Origin of the sequence: Metasolibacillus fluoroglycofenilyticus, from assembly GCF_003049645.1 — a bacterium.
Classification (GTDB): domain Bacteria; phylum Bacillota; class Bacilli; order Bacillales_A; family Planococcaceae; genus Metasolibacillus; species Metasolibacillus fluoroglycofenilyticus.
Genome location: NZ_PYWK01000001.1, coordinates 1,499,567 through 1,515,624, shown reverse-complemented (window position 1 = coordinate 1,515,624; position 16,058 = coordinate 1,499,567). Strand labels below are relative to the sequence as shown.

The 16,058-nt window shown below is 36.5% G+C and carries 21 protein-coding genes; 10 read left to right on the top strand and 11 right to left on the bottom strand.

What is annotated here, in order from left to right; translation table 11 throughout:
• Nucleotides 1–3 precede the first annotated feature (3 nt).
• Entirely contained in the window at nucleotides 4–336 is a 333-nt protein-coding gene (locus C9J36_RS07060; RefSeq protein WP_066163447.1) for a YolD-like family protein, read from the top strand.
• The gene (locus tag C9J36_RS07055) at nucleotides 329–670 is read left to right on the top strand and encodes a YhjD family protein (protein ID WP_107942630.1); all 342 of its coding nucleotides are present in this window, start codon (nucleotides 329–331) and stop codon (nucleotides 668–670) included. The genes C9J36_RS07060 and C9J36_RS07055 overlap by 8 nt, the downstream gene beginning before the upstream one ends.
• Before the next feature lie 231 nt (nucleotides 671–901).
• Here C9J36_RS07055 and C9J36_RS07050 read toward each other — a convergent pair whose 3' ends face one another.
• Nucleotides 902–1,783 carry a phosphotransferase family protein gene (locus C9J36_RS07050; protein WP_107943091.1) on the bottom strand — a complete coding sequence of 294 codons (882 nt, stop codon included), beginning with the start codon at nucleotides 1,781–1,783 and terminating at the stop codon, nucleotides 902–904.
• 293 nt (nucleotides 1,784–2,076) lie between these two features.
• On the opposite strand from C9J36_RS07050, the gene C9J36_RS07045 reads away from it, so the two are divergent.
• Nucleotides 2,077–3,252, top strand: a complete 1,176-nt coding sequence (locus C9J36_RS07045; protein WP_430010627.1) for a site-specific integrase — start codon at nucleotides 2,077–2,079, stop codon at nucleotides 3,250–3,252.
• A gap of 663 nt (nucleotides 3,253–3,915) precedes the next feature.
• Here C9J36_RS07045 and C9J36_RS07040 read toward each other — a convergent pair.
• Nucleotides 3,916–4,404: a hypothetical protein gene (locus C9J36_RS07040; RefSeq protein WP_107942628.1), complete on the bottom strand. Its 489-nt coding sequence runs from the start codon at nucleotides 4,402–4,404 to the stop codon at nucleotides 3,916–3,918.
• 174 nt (nucleotides 4,405–4,578) lie between these two features.
• Nucleotides 4,579–4,761: a hypothetical protein gene (locus C9J36_RS07035; protein ID WP_066163458.1), complete on the bottom strand. Its 183-nt coding sequence runs from the start codon at nucleotides 4,759–4,761 to the stop codon at nucleotides 4,579–4,581.
• 132 nt (nucleotides 4,762–4,893) lie between these two features.
• Here C9J36_RS07035 and C9J36_RS07030 point away from each other — a divergent pair, with 132 nt between their 5' ends.
• Complete coding sequence (locus tag C9J36_RS07030) at nucleotides 4,894–5,418, top strand: helix-turn-helix domain-containing protein (protein ID WP_066163459.1); 525 nt, start codon at nucleotides 4,894–4,896, stop codon at nucleotides 5,416–5,418.
• A 136-nt stretch (nucleotides 5,419–5,554) separates the two neighbouring features.
• Here the strand turns inward: C9J36_RS07030 and C9J36_RS07025 are convergent, their stop codons facing one another.
• Nucleotides 5,555–6,343, bottom strand: a complete 789-nt coding sequence (locus C9J36_RS07025) for a class I SAM-dependent methyltransferase (protein WP_066163461.1) — start codon at nucleotides 6,341–6,343, stop codon at nucleotides 5,555–5,557.
• The gene (locus C9J36_RS07020; RefSeq protein WP_066163463.1) at nucleotides 6,331–6,762 is read right to left on the bottom strand and encodes a BrxA/BrxB family bacilliredoxin; all 432 of its coding nucleotides are present in this window, start codon (nucleotides 6,760–6,762) and stop codon (nucleotides 6,331–6,333) included. The genes C9J36_RS07025 and C9J36_RS07020 overlap by 13 nt, the downstream gene beginning before the upstream one ends.
• A 357-nt stretch (nucleotides 6,763–7,119) precedes the next feature.
• Between C9J36_RS07020 and C9J36_RS07015 the strand changes: the two genes are divergently transcribed.
• Nucleotides 7,120–7,299, top strand: coding sequence for a gamma-type small acid-soluble spore protein (locus C9J36_RS07015; RefSeq protein ID WP_066163465.1), 180 nt, complete (start codon nucleotides 7,120–7,122; stop codon nucleotides 7,297–7,299).
• Between the two features lie 299 nt (nucleotides 7,300–7,598).
• Here C9J36_RS07015 and C9J36_RS07010 read toward each other — a convergent pair whose 3' ends face one another.
• Nucleotides 7,599–8,204: a hydrolase gene (locus C9J36_RS07010; protein ID WP_066163467.1), complete on the bottom strand. Its 606-nt coding sequence runs from the start codon at nucleotides 8,202–8,204 to the stop codon at nucleotides 7,599–7,601.
• Between the two features lie 123 nt (nucleotides 8,205–8,327).
• Here C9J36_RS07010 and C9J36_RS07005 point away from each other — a divergent pair, with 123 nt between their 5' ends.
• Nucleotides 8,328–8,606, top strand: a complete 279-nt coding sequence (locus C9J36_RS07005; protein WP_107942627.1) for a hypothetical protein — start codon at nucleotides 8,328–8,330, stop codon at nucleotides 8,604–8,606.
• A 32-nt stretch (nucleotides 8,607–8,638) separates the two neighbouring features.
• Here C9J36_RS07005 and C9J36_RS17635 read toward each other — a convergent pair whose 3' ends face one another.
• The gene (locus tag C9J36_RS17635; RefSeq protein ID WP_283234859.1) at nucleotides 8,639–9,106 is read right to left on the bottom strand and encodes an excalibur calcium-binding domain-containing protein; all 468 of its coding nucleotides are present in this window, start codon (nucleotides 9,104–9,106) and stop codon (nucleotides 8,639–8,641) included.
• A 98-nt stretch (nucleotides 9,107–9,204) separates the two neighbouring features.
• Nucleotides 9,205–9,648, bottom strand: coding sequence for a hypothetical protein (locus C9J36_RS06995; protein ID WP_107942625.1), 444 nt, complete (start codon nucleotides 9,646–9,648; stop codon nucleotides 9,205–9,207).
• Nucleotides 9,649–9,761: 113 nt separating this feature from the next.
• Between C9J36_RS06995 and C9J36_RS06990 the strand changes: the two genes are divergently transcribed.
• From C9J36_RS06990 to C9J36_RS06980, 3 genes are all read left to right on the top strand, one after another.
• On the top strand, nucleotides 9,762–10,013 hold the full coding sequence (locus tag C9J36_RS06990; protein ID WP_066163473.1) for a hypothetical protein: 252 nt from the start codon (nucleotides 9,762–9,764) through the stop codon (nucleotides 10,011–10,013).
• 72 nt (nucleotides 10,014–10,085) lie between these two features.
• Nucleotides 10,086–11,246 (top strand): endonuclease Q family protein, encoded by a 1,161-nt coding sequence (locus C9J36_RS06985; protein ID WP_107942624.1) that lies wholly within the window; start codon nucleotides 10,086–10,088, stop codon nucleotides 11,244–11,246.
• A gap of 94 nt (nucleotides 11,247–11,340) precedes the next feature.
• Nucleotides 11,341–11,841: a GNAT family N-acetyltransferase gene (locus C9J36_RS06980; protein ID WP_107942623.1), complete on the top strand. Its 501-nt coding sequence runs from the start codon at nucleotides 11,341–11,343 to the stop codon at nucleotides 11,839–11,841.
• Nucleotides 11,842–12,011: 170 nt separating this feature from the next.
• On the opposite strand, the gene C9J36_RS06970 is transcribed toward C9J36_RS06980, so the two are convergent.
• A complete protein-coding gene (locus C9J36_RS06970; protein ID WP_107942621.1) occupies nucleotides 12,012–12,815 on the bottom strand; it encodes an MBL fold metallo-hydrolase in 804 nt (267 codons plus the stop codon).
• A gap of 156 nt (nucleotides 12,816–12,971) precedes the next feature.
• On the bottom strand, nucleotides 12,972–13,628 hold the full coding sequence (locus tag C9J36_RS06965; RefSeq protein WP_107942620.1) for a reverse transcriptase-like protein: 657 nt from the start codon (nucleotides 13,626–13,628) through the stop codon (nucleotides 12,972–12,974).
• A 285-nt stretch (nucleotides 13,629–13,913) separates the two neighbouring features.
• On the opposite strand from C9J36_RS06965, the gene C9J36_RS06960 reads away from it, so the two are divergent.
• Nucleotides 13,914–14,192, top strand: coding sequence for a hypothetical protein (locus tag C9J36_RS06960; RefSeq protein WP_107942619.1), 279 nt, complete (start codon nucleotides 13,914–13,916; stop codon nucleotides 14,190–14,192).
• 222 nt (nucleotides 14,193–14,414) lie between these two features.
• Here the strand turns inward: C9J36_RS06960 and C9J36_RS06955 are convergent, their stop codons facing one another.
• Complete coding sequence (locus C9J36_RS06955; RefSeq protein ID WP_066163485.1) at nucleotides 14,415–16,025, bottom strand: Na/Pi cotransporter family protein; 1,611 nt, start codon at nucleotides 16,023–16,025, stop codon at nucleotides 14,415–14,417.
• Nucleotides 16,026–16,058: the final 33 nt, after the last annotated feature.

The window sequence follows — 16,058 nt, the reverse complement described above, 5'->3', positions numbered from 1 at the left end:
TTTTTGATACGTGATCGAGGAAATATAAAGTGGACATCGATGATGTTACCTGAGCACCTAGCGTTGATTAAACAATTAAAGCAAGAAGAAAAACAGCAACCTAAAGAGCTTGCCGAATGGGAATTAGAAGAATTACAGCAAACAATAGATCAGGCTTATGCACTTCAGGTAAATGTTGAATTGCTTCTATGGAATAACGAGCAATTTGAACAGCCTATCGGCACTATAAAAAGCATTAACACAAAAACTCTGATTCTTGAAACATCAACTAGTGTAAAAAAGATACCACTCCAAAACATCCAGTCTGCTCGATTAGTAGATGATTTTTATGATTAACTTTGAACAGCGTAATCTTTTGCATAAGCTTTTATTACTAGACCTTGCCATTAAATCTTTACAGCATGACCATAAACATGTAGAGCAATGTAAAATGAAATCCGTTTTCTTACCTACAATAGATGCATTATTAAAACAATTAAGCAAGGAATATTTTCAACTTAAATATCAATTAGCGCGACAAAATATTAAATTTATTTCATGGCAATCCATTAATGAGCACTTCGTTGATGTACAAATCGCTACCGCTGGCAATGATCAAGTTTTGCAATATGCAAATAAAGCTTTAAAAGCACAAGTTGAACAACTAATTATACAGCACTTAGAGCAATAAAATGAACAGGTACTCAACGCATAGTACCTGTTTTTCATTTAAAACGAGCTACTGTAAAGAAATAATAAAGTTCTTTAATTTAAAAAACTAGAACAAGCATAAACTCGTTCTAAAAATTATAACAATAAAATCGTTTAAAAATCTAAATCATCTTCAACAATCGCCCCCACTGTTGAAAATGAAATATGAGAAAGTGCCCTGTTAACAGATTCGAAGTTTGATAATTCTCTTTCAACTATCACTCGTTCGTAAAAAATCGTTTAAATATGCTAAATTCTCCTGTAAAAAAGCTTGATGCTTTTCGATACCTCTTCTTTTACACCAACCAATTGAATTAAAAGCATCGGTAAAGCGATAAAACGGTAAAACCTCTTGTAAGTCAATAAGTGGACGAATGGACTCATAGCCCTTTTGATACGCTTCCCTTGTCCCTGGATATTTCATGAAAATATCACGATTAATTTTTGTAAAGTCCATTTCGACTGCGCCAATTCGGACACTTTCAAAATCAATAATACCAACTACTTGGTTTTCGTGAACTAAGATATTACCTGGGCGAAAATCCATATGTATAAAACTAGGTCCGTCAGGAGATGGAAGTAGGTTAAGTTGATGTTCAAAATGCTTCAATGATTGTTCGTATAAACGAGGATCAATCACTTCTTTAACATCTTCTGCAAAGGAATAAAACAGTCGCTTAATAAACGCAGTCCATTGACCATATACGTTGGAAACGGAACTTTTGAAATCTTGCTCATTTGGAATGATTGCATGTAGCATTGCGTGGTGTACTCCGATATCATAAGCTAAAGCTATATCGACCTTTTCTGTAATCGGCGCACCGTTGATTGCGGATAATAATAAAGCACCAGTGACCTCCTCATTACCTTCCCAATAGTCTAACATTTCTGGTACAGGTAGCTCATTGCGTAAACGTTTAAGTACAGTATACTCAAGTTCAAGTTTTGCTTGGGAATAAGGTATTTTTATATATACCGTACGATGATTAATTAGTCTGATTTTATATACAGTCGAACTAAAAGATTGAGGAACGTTATCGACCGCTAACACATTCAACTTAAATTTATCTATTACTTGTTGCAACAAATCCATTCGAAAAACCCCCATTTCTGTTCCGTTTATCTTCTTCACAGTCTCTAATAATAATATATTTACATTATTATGGGAAGTCTTATTCCATTAAATGGCCTTTTTTGTATTGAGTGACTCATATTTTAAAATAAGTTTATTATCTCTGTATAGGGAAAACTTATTTAATATAAGAAAACCATTTCTTATGCGCCCTCTTTTATCTATAATACAAAGTAGCAGCATATTGTTGCCAAACCTCATTAAACTATTTTGTTCCTTACATGCCGCCAAGCTTGAAAGGAAGAATGGTAAAAATGGAAATTTTCAAATCTAATAAAAATCCAGAAGTATACTATTATTTCACAAAGAAAAATAAAAAACTATGGATGTATCGGCATAAATACTACGATAACTCAGGAAAACGCAAAGAAAAAAAGAAAAGCAGTTTTGAGACCGAAAAGGAAGCAATAAAAGCTTTGTTTGAAGTCCAAGCTGCCTTATTACGTGGTGAGGCCAAACGAATTGAAAATGATAAATTAACGGTAGCAGATTGGTTAGATATTTGGTACGAATCGGAACATAAAAGTTGGAGTCCAAGAACTTGTGAACAACGTGAAATTGCAATCAGGCTACAAATGAAACCATTGCTGGGAAATTTCAAAATTCAACAGCTAACTAAAGGGATATATCAAAAAAAATACATTGATGAACTGGAAAAAACTTATGCATTCACAACCGTGAGATTACTTCATAGACTTTTTACTATTGCGATTAATGCTGCTGTGGAAGAAGGGATTCTATCCAAAAATCCATTAAAGCGAATCGCTTTTGCTAAGGAAGATTCTAAAAACGAAAACTTTTTCACTCCTGAACAATTAGCTGTTTTCTTAGAGGACGTAAGAATAAATGAAAACATTACAATTTACAATTTTATACTACTTGTTTCTTATACAGGTATGCGTTGCGGTGAAGCTTGTGGTCTACAATGGAAAAATATAGATTCTAAAAACAATACCGTTACCATCGAACGTTCAAGAGGCAATTTAGGTGTTGGCAAAACAAAAACTAAAAACAGTATTCGTACCATCCGTGTAGATGCTGATGTAATAAAGCAATTAGAAAAATATAAATTGTGGTGTAAAAAGAAACTTTTAGAATTTGGAGAGAAGTTAGAAGAAGATACATTTGTTTTTATTTCTCCTCAGACTACAAAGCCAATCGCTCAATCTCTCACAAGTCTAGCTATTCGAAGAATTATCAAAAGAACTAAATTACCAAAAATAACTCTGCACGGTTTACGTCATACTCACGCAACAATTCTATTAAACAAAAAATTACCAGTGAAAGTAATTGCTGAAAGATTAGGGAATACTACTCAAATGATTCATACAACATACGGACATGTACTGAAAGAAATGGAGGAAGAGTCTGTTGCTGTTTTTAGTCAAAGTTTAAAGTCAATTGGGACAAAAAATGGGGCTAGTTCTTAAAGAACATGCCCCAAGTAATTGATATATAAGGATTTTCAAAGTAGTATGTTTGCTACCTAAAATAGCATAAATACATTGTAACATAGTGTATGGTAAAAGTAAAATCACTGTTCATATACTAGATAGATGTCCTTTACTAAAACATGATAATAAAGCACCTTAACTTTTGCTAATATAGTTTAAGCAATAATAAAAATAGGCGCGTTTCTATATCATGAGAGAATAAAAAAATTGTGATTTTATGCCTTCTATATTAAATTACAAAAAAATATGAATTTACAATATTACAATTACGATAATGTTGTATTCTTAGGTCTGAGCGACTTTGGTAGCGATATACTAATTGTAAAATACTTCTTTTACAAGATACTTCAGAATCTAAAAAAGGCTTATCTAGAAAGTCGTCTAGCAAGCCGTTTAAAACATGACATAACATATACCTATTGACACGAGAGATAGCAAACTTTTTTAGCTAATCGACATGCGTTATGTGGAGCGAAGTACTCTTTTTACACTAAATGCTATTCAATTTGGGGGACGAAGTGTTTCTTGAACTTAAGTTAGTGAAGGTCATATCAGATTGTATTCAGTATTTTCTATAAATTTAGTTGTTAATTCCTCACCTTCCTGCTTTCAAAAAGGCTACTAAGGAAAGTTTTGAATTTAAGTGCTTAAATAGCTTTCATCACATTTCGATAATTGGCTATTCGTAGGAGTTCCTTCCATTTCTTTTTCCAGTTTCTTTTGTCGATTATGTGCGTTACGCTCTCTTACAAGTTGCTTTGCTTCCTCAAAGGGTGTGCTAACTATTTTTTCAGTTGAGTCCAATGTATTTGCACCTGACATAAGAAAATAATGATTCCAGAATTCCATCATCATTTTTGTATTACAATCAATAGTGTTGACAGTAGCACGCAAATGCTTTAAATCATCTATGACTGTCTCAAGCAAACGTTGCTGTAGTAATCCTTCAATTTCTGCCAATAATGGTTTCCCCCCAAAGCGGCTTTCAAAATAGGACTCTACTAAAAAGTCAATCACTTCCCCATCACTATTAAAATTTTCTTCTTCTACTAAAAGTGTGATTTTTTCGATTGTATCTTGTCGCAAGTACAAAGTTTTTTGCTTCTTTTTTTGCTGCTCATTCTTCACTACCCTTCAGATCCTTTCCGATAGCTTTTTGGATATATTGCCGGATAAAATTTTTTGTTAAATAATATTCCATGTAACTACATGTTCTGCTTGTTATTTCAATGCTATATGTTCAAGCAATACAGGGGATGCAATATGCTCCATATCTTATTATGTTTGTCATATATTCTTTTGCTAATTTGATTTAGTTGACGCTTCAGCTAGAGCTTTCCCCATTCGAATACCTGCTTGAACACCCGATTCATAGCCCCTTATATAATTTTCAATTGAACGCTGCTGCTCTTCTGTTAAGTTTTTCAATAAACGTTCCATGCGCTCCCATGAAGGTTTATCTTTAATATTTAGCATCATATTCATTATATACCATCTCCTGTTATTATTTTATAATCAAAATATATTATAAAATAATCAAAATTTCAACCTATCTCACTTGTAATATTGCAATGTAATCAAATAAAGAATAAACTTACTTATGAAGGAGGTGCCAAAATGAAAGAGAGAATCAAACTCTTAAGAGAGCATTTAGCTCTTAATCAAAGGGAATTTAGTGCACGGATAAATATTTCTCAGCCTACGCTCGCCTTAATGGAAAAAGGGCAAAGGGCTATTCGAGATATACATGTTGCACAAATTTGTTCTGAATTTAATATCAATGAAAATTGGTTGCGTACTGGCGAAGGAAAGATGTTTCTTGCAATAGAAACTTTTTCTTTAGATGAGCAAGCCAAAAAAAGCAATCTAACAGAACTAGAGATTGCAATTATGCGTGGCTATATGAATTTAGACCGTAATATTCGTGAAAAGTTAATGAACGAATTAGAAGCTATTTTTAAACCTACTAATAACGAAGACGCAGCTACCTCTGATGATGGCGTTGACAGTGAAACAGAAGCTGAAGTAGCCGAGTATCGTAAAAAAGCAGAAGTTGATATAACTAATTATAGGAAGGAAATTGAGGCCGAGAAAAAAGGGATAGCAGCATTACAAGAGTCAGAGAGAAAAGAATCAGGCTAAAAGAAATAGACAGACTGGGTTGAATAATAAAAAGTCCAAACAATGATGAAAACTGCATTGTTTGGACTTTTCCACTCTATTTTCCAAAAGTTACTATGTTAACAAAAAATGTAATCAAAATTATTGCTTAACAAATCTATGTCTTCTCAACCACGCCATAATGAAATTTTGCCGTCTGTCTTGCAAAACGCTGAAAACCATACTGTTCAAAATAAGGAGACTGATAATGCGCCTTTAACACAACGCGTTTTTTTGCGACGCGCAATGCCTCTTGCATCCACTCAGATGTTAATGCTAAATGGCTTCCTGCCTGACGTAATGCCGCAAAATTATTCGCTTCTTCAATCGTTTCCTCAAACATTGGGTCCATATAGACGACGTCAAATGAACATGCTGGCTGCTGACGCAAAAATTCAATCGCCTCTGCATGTACTACTTTAATTTGTCGCATACAAGCGGTCAGAGGCAATTTTGCCGTATCATATGTCTGCATCCCATGCTTCACGATAAAAGCAATATTGCGATTGGCTTCAAGCCCAACTACCTCTCCTTGCTCACCAACTACAAACGCCGCAAGCATACTATCCGCCCCCATGCCAAGTGTGCAATCTAAAAAGGAATCGCCCTTTGTTAGCTGGCAGGCCTCAAGCAACGGTTCCATCTCCCCACGCGCAACTCGCTTTAAGCGAAATGCCGCGGAATTGGGATGAAAAAAGAAAGGCGCATTTGCACCTTTCACATAGTACTCATAACGATTTTTACCCGCTACAATCACATTAGCCTGTAGCTCATGGCTAATCGTCATTACCGAGCGCTTTTGACGTGGAATAAATTTAATTTGCAATACTTCACATACAAATTGCGCTAACTTCTCTGACAATGCATCAGGTCGACCAGCAGTCGTAACAACCGTTACTCCGCACATACTTGCTTTAATACATCTGACAAATGGTCACGCACTTGCTCCATCGGGAAGCCTTCAATATTTTCACGTGGGATAAAATAAGCTAGCTGCCCGTCCTTTAAAATTGCCATCGACGGTGAGCTTGGTGGTACTTCATCAAAAAACGCACGCATTGTCGCAGTTGCCTCAGGATCCTGCCCAGCAAATACAGTAACTAAATGGTCAGGTTTCACCTCTTCAATTGCTTCACGCGCTGCTGGTCGTGCCAACCCTGCCGCACAGCCACAAACAGAGTTAATAACAACAAGCGCAGTTCCTTTTTGTTCAGCCATAAATTCATTTACTTCATCCGCAGTTGTTAGTTGTGCAAAGCCCGCATCCACTAACTCTTGTCGCATTGGTTGTGTTACTTGTCTCATGTATTCATCGTAAGCGTTCATCTTTTTACCTTCTTTCGTATTTATTCGTAAAGCCTTGATATATAAGGCTTTCCACTGATTTCCCACCTATTCACTTTCACCGTTTTTCGTATACTTTCAGGAAAAATGTGAGTTTTTTGTGAGTTTTTTTAGTTATATTTTTTCATAACCCTGTTACCTATTTTAACGTGAATTGATTATTTGTAAAATAGTTTAGCTTGCTCTGTTATTTTATAAATGCTTAGGTAATTTCCTTTCCCCATTGTTTCTTGCGTACATAACGTCCACCGTTTCTTTACTGCTTCTATTTTCATTAGAAAAAATTTATGCATAATTAAAAATCCTTTGAACAGACTAAAATTTGAGGAGGTGAGATTCATGGCGAAAAATAACAACAACCAAAACTTTAACCAAAAGGTTCCTAATCCAATGAACGAAGAATTTGGGACTGAGACTGATGTAAACGAGGTTAAAAAACAAATTCAAAAAGCAGAATCTAATAAGCAATACGCATCAGGTAAATATGCAAATAACCGTAATCAAAATGGGATGAAATAAGTCGTTTATTCTCCCTAACCGGCAATTTTTTGCCGGTTTTTTTATTAAGCTTAAACAATAATTTTTAGCGCTTTTCTACATATATCAGCAATATTCGAAGCAGATTTCAAGCATCTTACTATTTGTTCATGCCGTAATATATCTAAAGAATTTCGCAAACGATAAACCGTAAATTTCTAAAATTATTAGCGCTTGATTTTCCCCACCCTTCTAAAATTCCATTAAAAGCTGAATTCAAATTTATTGCTACGCTTTCGGTACAAAAACGGTTGCGCGTCGCAAAAAAATTGCTAAAAAAATTAAACGTAAGTTAAACAATGCTGTAGTCCTTTATCAATCGATGTTTCGATATAGCCGATAATTTGTTGCAATGTGAATATCTGCAATTTTTGTTGTAACATATCCTCGTTATAGACCATATCTTCTAGCACATAAGGAAAAAATTGTACCACTTCTTGTTCCGTTACTTCCTGTAAGTGAGTGATTGTTGCTTTATTGTTAAATGCAGATTGCAATGTGTAAGTCAATTGATAGTAATCAAGCAATTTACTATTCAATAATCGAAAATCTTGATGGTATAACGCCAGCACACTAGAATCATTTGCAATTCGGTTTCGAAGCCATGGTAAATAAAAGCCTTTCAACCATAAATCATCTGCAATTAAATGTGTGAAGTAGCCCATTATGTATGGATTTTCTTTCTGCTCATTATATTTTTCTAAAAAACCCGCATAATCAATACTTCTCGTATAGTCTTGCTCGCTTCCTACGAAAAAATGAGCGCGCTCTTTGGCCGTTGCTGCATCTGGTGCGATACCTCCTGCTAAAAAGCTTGTCTTATCCTTAATAGCTAAACGTTCAGCAATTTGCTGTGCAATAATTAAATGCATAATACGTGACCCCAACCATTTTATCCCCCTATATGTTTTAATGCTACGGACGCTTTCACTAGCATATAAGTTGCCTCGTATAGAAATTACATATCAATGCATACTAGATAGTAAAACAATTCAGATGAGGTGAACGAAATGGAGCCTTTTCCTATAATACATACAAACTTTTGGGATGCGGTCATTGCTGTCCCCGCAACAATGCTTGTGACACAGCTTTGTAAAAAGCTCTTTCATATAAAGGCTTTTTGGGTTCCGACAGTTGCATTAGTCATTGGTTTACTGATTTCTATTTTTATAAGCCACAAGCATCATTTAATTGCGGGCATCTTTATGGGCTGGTTTTATGGTTACGCTGCAATCGGAAGCTATGCATCATTGAAAACAACATGGCGTGCTTATAGACAGAGTAAATAGGGCTGCCCATTTTCTGAGCAGCCCTCATTTTATTATCTTTCACAAGCCCAACCATCTTTATCACGGTCATGCTTAGAGGCATATGCAGGATGCCCTTTTGCTACACCTTTCGGATAATAAACACGAAGCTCTGTGCAGTTTTTAAAGGATGTTGGTGCTTTTGGGTCTATATATGCACCCCTGCCTTTTGGAGCTGGTGTTTTTTTCGTGCTTGCCTTAGGTGCCACATATTTTGTCACATAATCAATATGCACCCACCCTATCTGCTTTTGGTAGGATACTTTGTACCAGTCACCACTACGAGCGGTCGCGTTTAGCTTTGTATTTTTAGATATAATCGCCAATGTCTTTCCTGTCTTTGCAGGAGCGTTGCGCATTGCTATACTATCTGTTGTAACAATTTCAGCTTTAATTTCTCGTGCTTCCGCCGCATGTGCAGATGGTGTAATCATTGCTGTTAAAAGCAAAATCGTCAATATGCTTTGCATCATTTTTTTCATGCCACTCATCTCCTTTTAGATAGTATAGCATGTACAATTTTGAGAAAAAATAGTTGAAATTTTAATTTTCAACCTATTATTGAACTATTTATACAAAATCATTTAGCACTTAGCTTCTGTGCAAGCTGCTGAACTTCCTGTACATAGGAGCTGCCTAGCTTAATAATTGAATCATCTGGTCTTTCTTTATGGTAAAATCCTTTTCGACAATCAAATTTATTATTTCTTTTAAGAGCGTAAATCGTTTGCATTTCATTGTTATTTACAATTTCAATTTTCTCAATAATTGGTCGCTCGATAATGTGCTTCTTTTTTATCGCTTGAAAAAATGCTTTATGCTGCAATTTCATCGCCTGCTTTTTATAAATGCTTTTATTATAATCTTTTGCAGTGCTTAGCATAGCTGTTATTGAAGATTGAAAAGCTTGTAGCTCGTACAAAAAACGCTTTCTATTTTGCTTATGCTGCTCCACTTCCATACAGTGAAGATGGTATTTCGCTGCCTCTAAATGCTCTTGCATCGCTGTTAATAATTTTGTCATGCTATTTCCTCCATTTCTACTATTGCTTGCTCAGCAAAAATTTCTTTCCTTTTATGTATGTATTCACTTTTTCTTCTTACTATTCATAGGCTAGTGTAGAAAGGGTGATGGGGATGAGTAGCAAAGAGAAAAAATCCGGGCAATCTACAGATAATACGGATATTTCAATTGACCGACTTGCATATCTCGGCACAGTCATAACAGTATTAGGCTATGCTTTATCTGCCATTGCAGAGGGGCTTGAATTAAAGGCGATAGAACAGCAAAAAGGGGAAGATTTTTCATCAGCGGAGTTTACAAAATTGCATGAGCAAATTGATGAGCTCACAAAGGAAGTACGCCAGTTACGGAGAATGCTACGTTAATTATGCTATATTAGAATAAGTAATAACATGTATGGAAATAATAATAGCAATTCGTAGAAGGAGGCACTTCAATTGAACGATTATTATGCAGATTTACATATTCATATTGGTCGCACAAACAGTGGGCGCGCTGTTAAAATTACAGGTAGTCGCACATTAACCCTTTCAAATATACTACATACGTCTAGTGTCCATAAAGGGCTTGATATGATTGGAATTATTGATTGTCATAGTCCAGAGGTATTGCAGGAGCTTGAGCAATATGTACTTAGAGGAGAAATGACCGAATTACAGCAAGGTGGCCTATTATACGAAAAAACAACGCTTATTATGGGCTCAGAGTTGGAAATATACGATAGCAATTGCCAAGGACCTATTCATGTACTTGCTTATTTGCCTACATTACAATCCATGCAGGCTTTTTCAACATGGCTAAGTGAGCAGATGAAAAATATTCATCTCAGCTCACAGCGCATTTATTGTGATGCACAAATTTTGCAGCGAAAGGTTGCCGAATTAAATGGTTTATTTATTCCCGCGCATGTTTTCACCCCCTTTAAAAGCTTGTATGGCAAAGGGGTCAAAAAGAGCTTAACGGAAGTTTTTGACCCTGCCATAATTGATGCCATTGAGCTTGGCTTAAGTTCAGATACTGATATGGTATCTGGTATTGAAGAATTAGCCTCGTATACTTTTGTGACAAATTCCGATGCACATTCTCTTGGAAAAATAGCGCGAGAGTATCAAAAGATACATATGGAGGCTGTTAATTTTGAGGAATTACGTCAAGCCCTACATCGCGAGAATGGTCGGTATATTGCAGCAAATTACGGTCTGCACCCTTTATTAGGAAAGTATCATGAAACGGTTTGCGCAACATGTGGCAAAATGGTTGCAGACGATGCAGATATTTGCCCATTTTGTCAAAGTAAGCAGATTGTTCGTGGTGTTGCAACACGTATCAAGCAGCTTTCTAGCCCTGCTACTAATAAGGTCGAGCGCCCTCCTTATGTCCATCAAGTACCTTTAGAATTTATTCCTGGTCTAGGTAAAAAAACGTTGGACAAGCTATTGGTGGCTTTCGGTACAGAAATGGATATTTTGCATCGAACAACGCTTGAGCAGCTTACAACAATTGTACCTGAGCCGTTAGCAGAGAAAATAATACTCGCTCGCACCGGACAAATTCAATTCGCAGCCGGTGGCGGTGGTGTATATGGGAGAATAAAGTGAAACTACAATCCGCTCGCTATGGATTTTAAACACTTTTAATATCTATTCAATCTAAAATATAAATGCAGCTTTGGTTAAACTAAGGGGGAAAATAATGTTTCAAACAGCAAGATGTATAATAAAAAAATTAACTAAGGAAGATTTAGCAGATATTCAACATTTATACCAACAGCATGAGGTAAGAAAATATTTAGGTGGCGTTGTAGTGCCTTCTATTGTTAAAGAAAATGTAGAGATACTTCTAACAACGCCCGATGCAGGATACCACTTGGTTGCTAGAGAGCTAGGCTCACAGCAATTTATTGGACTTGTATCACTTGATTTATATCATGATGGACAATCTATTGAGCTATCTTATCAACTATCCCCTACTTGGTGGGGAGACGGCTATGCAACAGAAATTTTGCAGGTAGTCTTACAGTTTGCTTTTAAAGAGTTACAGTTACCATATGTTGTCGCTGAAACACAAACTGCTAATATTGCTTCTTGTAAACTATTAGAGCGCTTAGGGATGACTGTAAAAGAAAAAGTTGAACGCTTTGGTGCGAAGCAAGCAATTTATTCTTTAGAAAATCCAAATTCAAAAAAATTGTGAGAATGAGGTAGTCCGCCTTTTTTGGACCGCCTTAGCTTCTGTGGCTAAATATTTGCTAAAAACATTTGCTCCTGCGATTACTCGTCGCAGTAAAACATTTGCTCCTGCGGTTACTCGTCGCAAAGGGCGTGTCTCAAAATGGCTTTTCAGACACGCCCTTTCGTGCAAGCTTATTTTTCCTCTTCCATTAATCGAATATTCCCTTTATGGAATTCGCGCATATTGCGTGGATAGGCATAATTGGCAATTAAATGGGCACTATCTTCCCCCTGTGCAATACATCTACGCAATTCCTTAATATAAGTCGTAGCATCGCGTTGACGTTTCTTGATTTCTTCCATCTCTGTCGTCATATTTCCATGTCCCGGAATCAGAAAACGGATTTCATGCTGCTGCAATATGACATCAACTTTTTTGAGTGTTTCCTCATACGCATAGCTATTATCATAAATATATGGAAATTCCACGTCTGATAAATAATCGCCTGCAATCCAAATACCTTGAGGCTCAACAACAATAAATAATCCGTCATTGGTATGTCCGTTTGCCAAATAAAAAGTCAGTTTTGTTTTTCCTATTATTAGTGTTTGTGCATCATGTCGAATGACGATATCGACCTTTGGGTAACTTACTGAATATGCACGGTCTATATAATAACCATCATCAAATGTACGGATTTGCTCTATAATTTGCTCCTTATCAGAACGTTTTTGAAAAGTTTCGCTTGCGATAACGATTGCCTCTGGAAACGCGCCATAGCCTATAATATGGTCCCAATCCGAATGCGTAAACAGGATATATAAAGGGCGGTCGCCTTGTATTTTAGCAATATGTGCTTGAATTGTTTCGATTTCCTGCGGAAGCCAATTTGGGTCTACAAGCACTATACAATCCTCTGTTTCTATTACTGTGGAAGTTGTTTTAAACAGCTGGCTCATATAAATAGTTAGCTGTTCGTTTTGGAAATGAATCATTTTTTTCTCCTCTATTTGTGCTCAATAATATGCCATGATTTTTGCTGTATTTACTACAAACAAGCATGTATTCTCTGCTATGTCGATTATTTTTAGTATGGCAAAAGCGCCTCCCATTTTTCCCTAGGCGTATTGTTTCATGGTGTATTAAGAAATTTAACTCAGCTCTTTTTTACCATCTATTTCAATTCCATTTAATGCCTGTGTTGCTAGTCGGTCTGCCTCCTCATTTTGCTTCCTCGATACATGCTCATAAATAGGTGTAATATTTAATTTTGCTAGCCTAGCATCAATTTTACTCGCCCATTCAGCCAATTCCTTCTCATAAACAGGCCAATCACCAGCCATTTGCTGGATTACCACTTGCGAATCACCTTTAAAATAAACCGTGCTATGATGCACACCTAGCTCCTCTAGCTCACGAATGCTCAAATGCAACGCCGCATACTCCGCTTCATTATTGGATAATAAACCATCTACAAAAGCGTTTTTACGAATTCGATATTGCTTTTCATTTTGTTCAAAGTAGACAACATAACCTAAGCCGGCCTGTCTTGCGCTCTTATGAAAGCCACCATCAAAATAAATCGTAATATTTTGGGGCTCAGAAGCAATTTCCTTCACATACTTCTTTAGCTCCTTTACTGTCCACGTGCTGTCATATGCATCTGTCAGTACAATATTTTTTGCTCGACCTGTCAGCATTAAATCTTCCACAATCATTAATACTTGTGCTGCTGGTAATTGCTCAGAAGTGAAAACCGTTTGCGCACCATTTTTCGCCTTATATTCCCATTCGATTCGTATATTCACTTACATTTCTCCCTTTTAAGTCAATCTTTATTATCATATTAACAGGTTTTTTACATATGGAGCTAAATTAGTAATCGTTCATAATTAAATTCGTCTGTGAATAAATTTTTAAAATTATATTAATCCTCAAGTATTTGATGAAAAATTATTCAACCACACCCTTGAATTGCAACGAGTTCAACAGAGCACTAAGGATGTATAAACACATATTATTATAGTGAGCATTTTTTTAATTGTTATAACAACAATTAGTGCGTTTATTATTTTTTCACATTTAGAAGACAATTGGTAAACCGATTAACGCTAGCTGTTAGTTTAAATGATATGCAGCAAGAAATTAAAACGGTTATTGCATCTATCCATGAGGAAACAAATCGTGCAAATGAAAGACTAGCAAGGTTTGTATTTAATGAATTAGCGCATCAGGTTACATCTATACGCCACAATTTCTCCGATATTGGTGAAGCAATTAAAGCTATTTCCAAAATTAGCGCTAGCATTTTAGAACATGCTGATGAAATTCAACGCCTTGCATTAGTAGCTTTAATAAATGCTCAAAAGTGAAAATCAAATTTTCCTTAAACAGTGAATTTGAAGATTCCGCCTTCTCTATATATTATTCCCTAGCCCTTATAATGGATTGCCTTGTACCATTTTGAACATGCAAAATTTTGATTTATTTGCGACTTGTCCAGTTCTATTAGTGATTTTATCAACTATAGGAGCGGCTTCTCAGCAAAAATCGTCTGAAAAACAGTGCTTTGCACGCTTTTCAGACGACTCCTATTAAGCAATATTCGATTTCTCTGCTGAGGCTTTGAGGCGCTTCTCCTCGTCAATTTGCTGGAATTCAGCCATGCGGGCAGTTGCACGCCAATAATGATAGACAAGACGGTCAATCCAAAGTAATGCCCCTACTTTAGAAACAGCAACGCCCAGCTCTGTTTCGTTCGCAACGGAACGCTCGAAGTATTCATTGCGCTTATTGCGACGCGCTTGTGCCATCATCTGTGAATGCTCTTCTAATGTTTTAGCCATTGCACTCAGAGGCTCTTCACTCCCTAAGCTTTGCTGTACGGAGGCTAATATTTCTTGCCACTCTGTCATTAATTGCGGCTGTAATACAAGTGCCTCTAATTGCTGCTGTTCTCGCAATACTTTTACTAATCTTACTAAATGGTCCTGCGTGTGTAAAATGGCAATATGCTTGTTGCGCTCCCTTTGCGAAGTCGACTGTATAGCATTCAGATAGTCATGTGTAATTTTAATTGCTTCCTCTACCTCATCAATTTTCCGTTCATAGTCTGCTGTAATTTTTTTCGTTGCCATTAAGGCACTTTGAGCAGTCGTTAATACTGCCATAATATCACGTATTGTTTTAAAGGAAACATCGAGCGCAACTGAAGGCACTTCTAATAGCTTCGTATCTAAATTGCGTGTAAGCACATTTTCGCGTTCAGGAACGATTTTCTTTAGAAGCTTTGCAAATTGCTTAATAAATGGCATGAAGATAATTGCCCCAAGGACGCTAAACAAAGTGTGAAAAATAGCTAGTGCCATCGTTTCATCAAAGCTACCCGCAATCGCTTCTGTTAGCCATTTTACCAATTGTAAGAAATACGGGAATGAGATTGTAACGAGAAGTGCCGTTACTACATTGAATAGTAAATGGGTCATTGCTGTACGCTTCGCTGATACCGATGCCCCAATTGCTGCAAATAAAGCAGTCGCCGTTGTTCCGATATTCTGCCCGATTACTAAATATGCGGCTTGCTCAAAATCAATGGCACCGGTAAATAATGCCGCTAAAGTCGCCGCCATCGCCGCACTAGAGGCTTGCATAATAATCGTCATAACAATCCCGATAATAATTAATAATAAGACAGAGAAAAACGAATTTGCTGGGATTTTATCGAAGGCAATTAAATTTTGTGCATCCCCCATCCCTTGCTGTAGCATATCAATTCCCAAAAACAGTAAACCGAACCCGGCTAGTACACCACCAAATTTTTTAATATCGCGCGGTGCAATAAATGACATAAATACCCCGAAACCAATAATCGGTAATGCCATTGCTTGTAGGCTAATTTTAAAGCCAATTAATGATATAATCCAACCTGTAGATGTACTACCAATATTCGCACCGATAATCACACCGATGGATTGGACAAAGGTTAGCAAGCCGGCACTAACAAAGCCAATTGTTAGAAGCGTCGTTGCTGTAGAAGATTGCACTAAAACAGTCATAAGAATGCCTGATAGCATAGAGCTAAAGGTTCCTCTTGTGAACTTATTTAACCAGCGCTTTAATGCCTCTCCTGCGATTTCTTTCAGACCGTTCGTTAGCATGGACATGCCGAGCAAAAACAGTCCGATTCCGCCGAAAATCGTCAGCATACATTCACCACCAAAGAAATAATGATTCAATTT

What these genes read in the sequence shown, in the direction of transcription:
- C9J36_RS07055 (WP_107942630.1), top strand. Translation starts at nt 329, where the DNA reads ATGATTAACTTTGAACAGCGTAATCTTTTGCATAAGCTTTTATTACTA.
- C9J36_RS07050 (WP_107943091.1), bottom strand. Translation starts at nt 1,783, where the DNA reads ATGGATTTGTTGCAACAAGTAATAGATAAATTTAAGTTGAATGTGTTA.
- C9J36_RS07045 (WP_430010627.1), top strand. Translation starts at nt 2,077, where the DNA reads ATGGAAATTTTCAAATCTAATAAAAATCCAGAAGTATACTATTATTTC.
- C9J36_RS07035 (WP_066163458.1), bottom strand. Translation starts at nt 4,761, where the DNA reads ATGAATATGATGCTAAATATTAAAGATAAACCTTCATGGGAGCGCATG.
- C9J36_RS07030 (WP_066163459.1), top strand. Translation starts at nt 4,894, where the DNA reads ATGAAAGAGAGAATCAAACTCTTAAGAGAGCATTTAGCTCTTAATCAA.
- C9J36_RS07025 (WP_066163461.1), bottom strand. Translation starts at nt 6,343, where the DNA reads ATGTGCGGAGTAACGGTTGTTACGACTGCTGGTCGACCTGATGCATTG.
- C9J36_RS07020 (WP_066163463.1), bottom strand. Translation starts at nt 6,762, where the DNA reads ATGAACGCTTACGATGAATACATGAGACAAGTAACACAACCAATGCGA.
- C9J36_RS07015 (WP_066163465.1), top strand. Translation starts at nt 7,120, where the DNA reads ATGGCGAAAAATAACAACAACCAAAACTTTAACCAAAAGGTTCCTAAT.
- C9J36_RS07005 (WP_107942627.1), top strand. Translation starts at nt 8,328, where the DNA reads ATGGAGCCTTTTCCTATAATACATACAAACTTTTGGGATGCGGTCATT.
- C9J36_RS17635 (WP_283234859.1), bottom strand. Translation starts at nt 9,106, where the DNA reads ATGAAAAAAATGATGCAAAGCATATTGACGATTTTGCTTTTAACAGCA.
- C9J36_RS06995 (WP_107942625.1), bottom strand. Translation starts at nt 9,648, where the DNA reads ATGACAAAATTATTAACAGCGATGCAAGAGCATTTAGAGGCAGCGAAA.
- C9J36_RS06990 (WP_066163473.1), top strand. Translation starts at nt 9,762, where the DNA reads ATGAGTAGCAAAGAGAAAAAATCCGGGCAATCTACAGATAATACGGAT.
- C9J36_RS06980 (WP_107942623.1), top strand. Translation starts at nt 11,341, where the DNA reads ATGTTTCAAACAGCAAGATGTATAATAAAAAAATTAACTAAGGAAGAT.
- C9J36_RS06970 (WP_107942621.1), bottom strand. Translation starts at nt 12,815, where the DNA reads ATGATTCATTTCCAAAACGAACAGCTAACTATTTATATGAGCCAGCTG.
- C9J36_RS06955 (WP_066163485.1), bottom strand. Translation starts at nt 16,025, where the DNA reads ATGCTGACGATTTTCGGCGGAATCGGACTGTTTTTGCTCGGCATGTCC.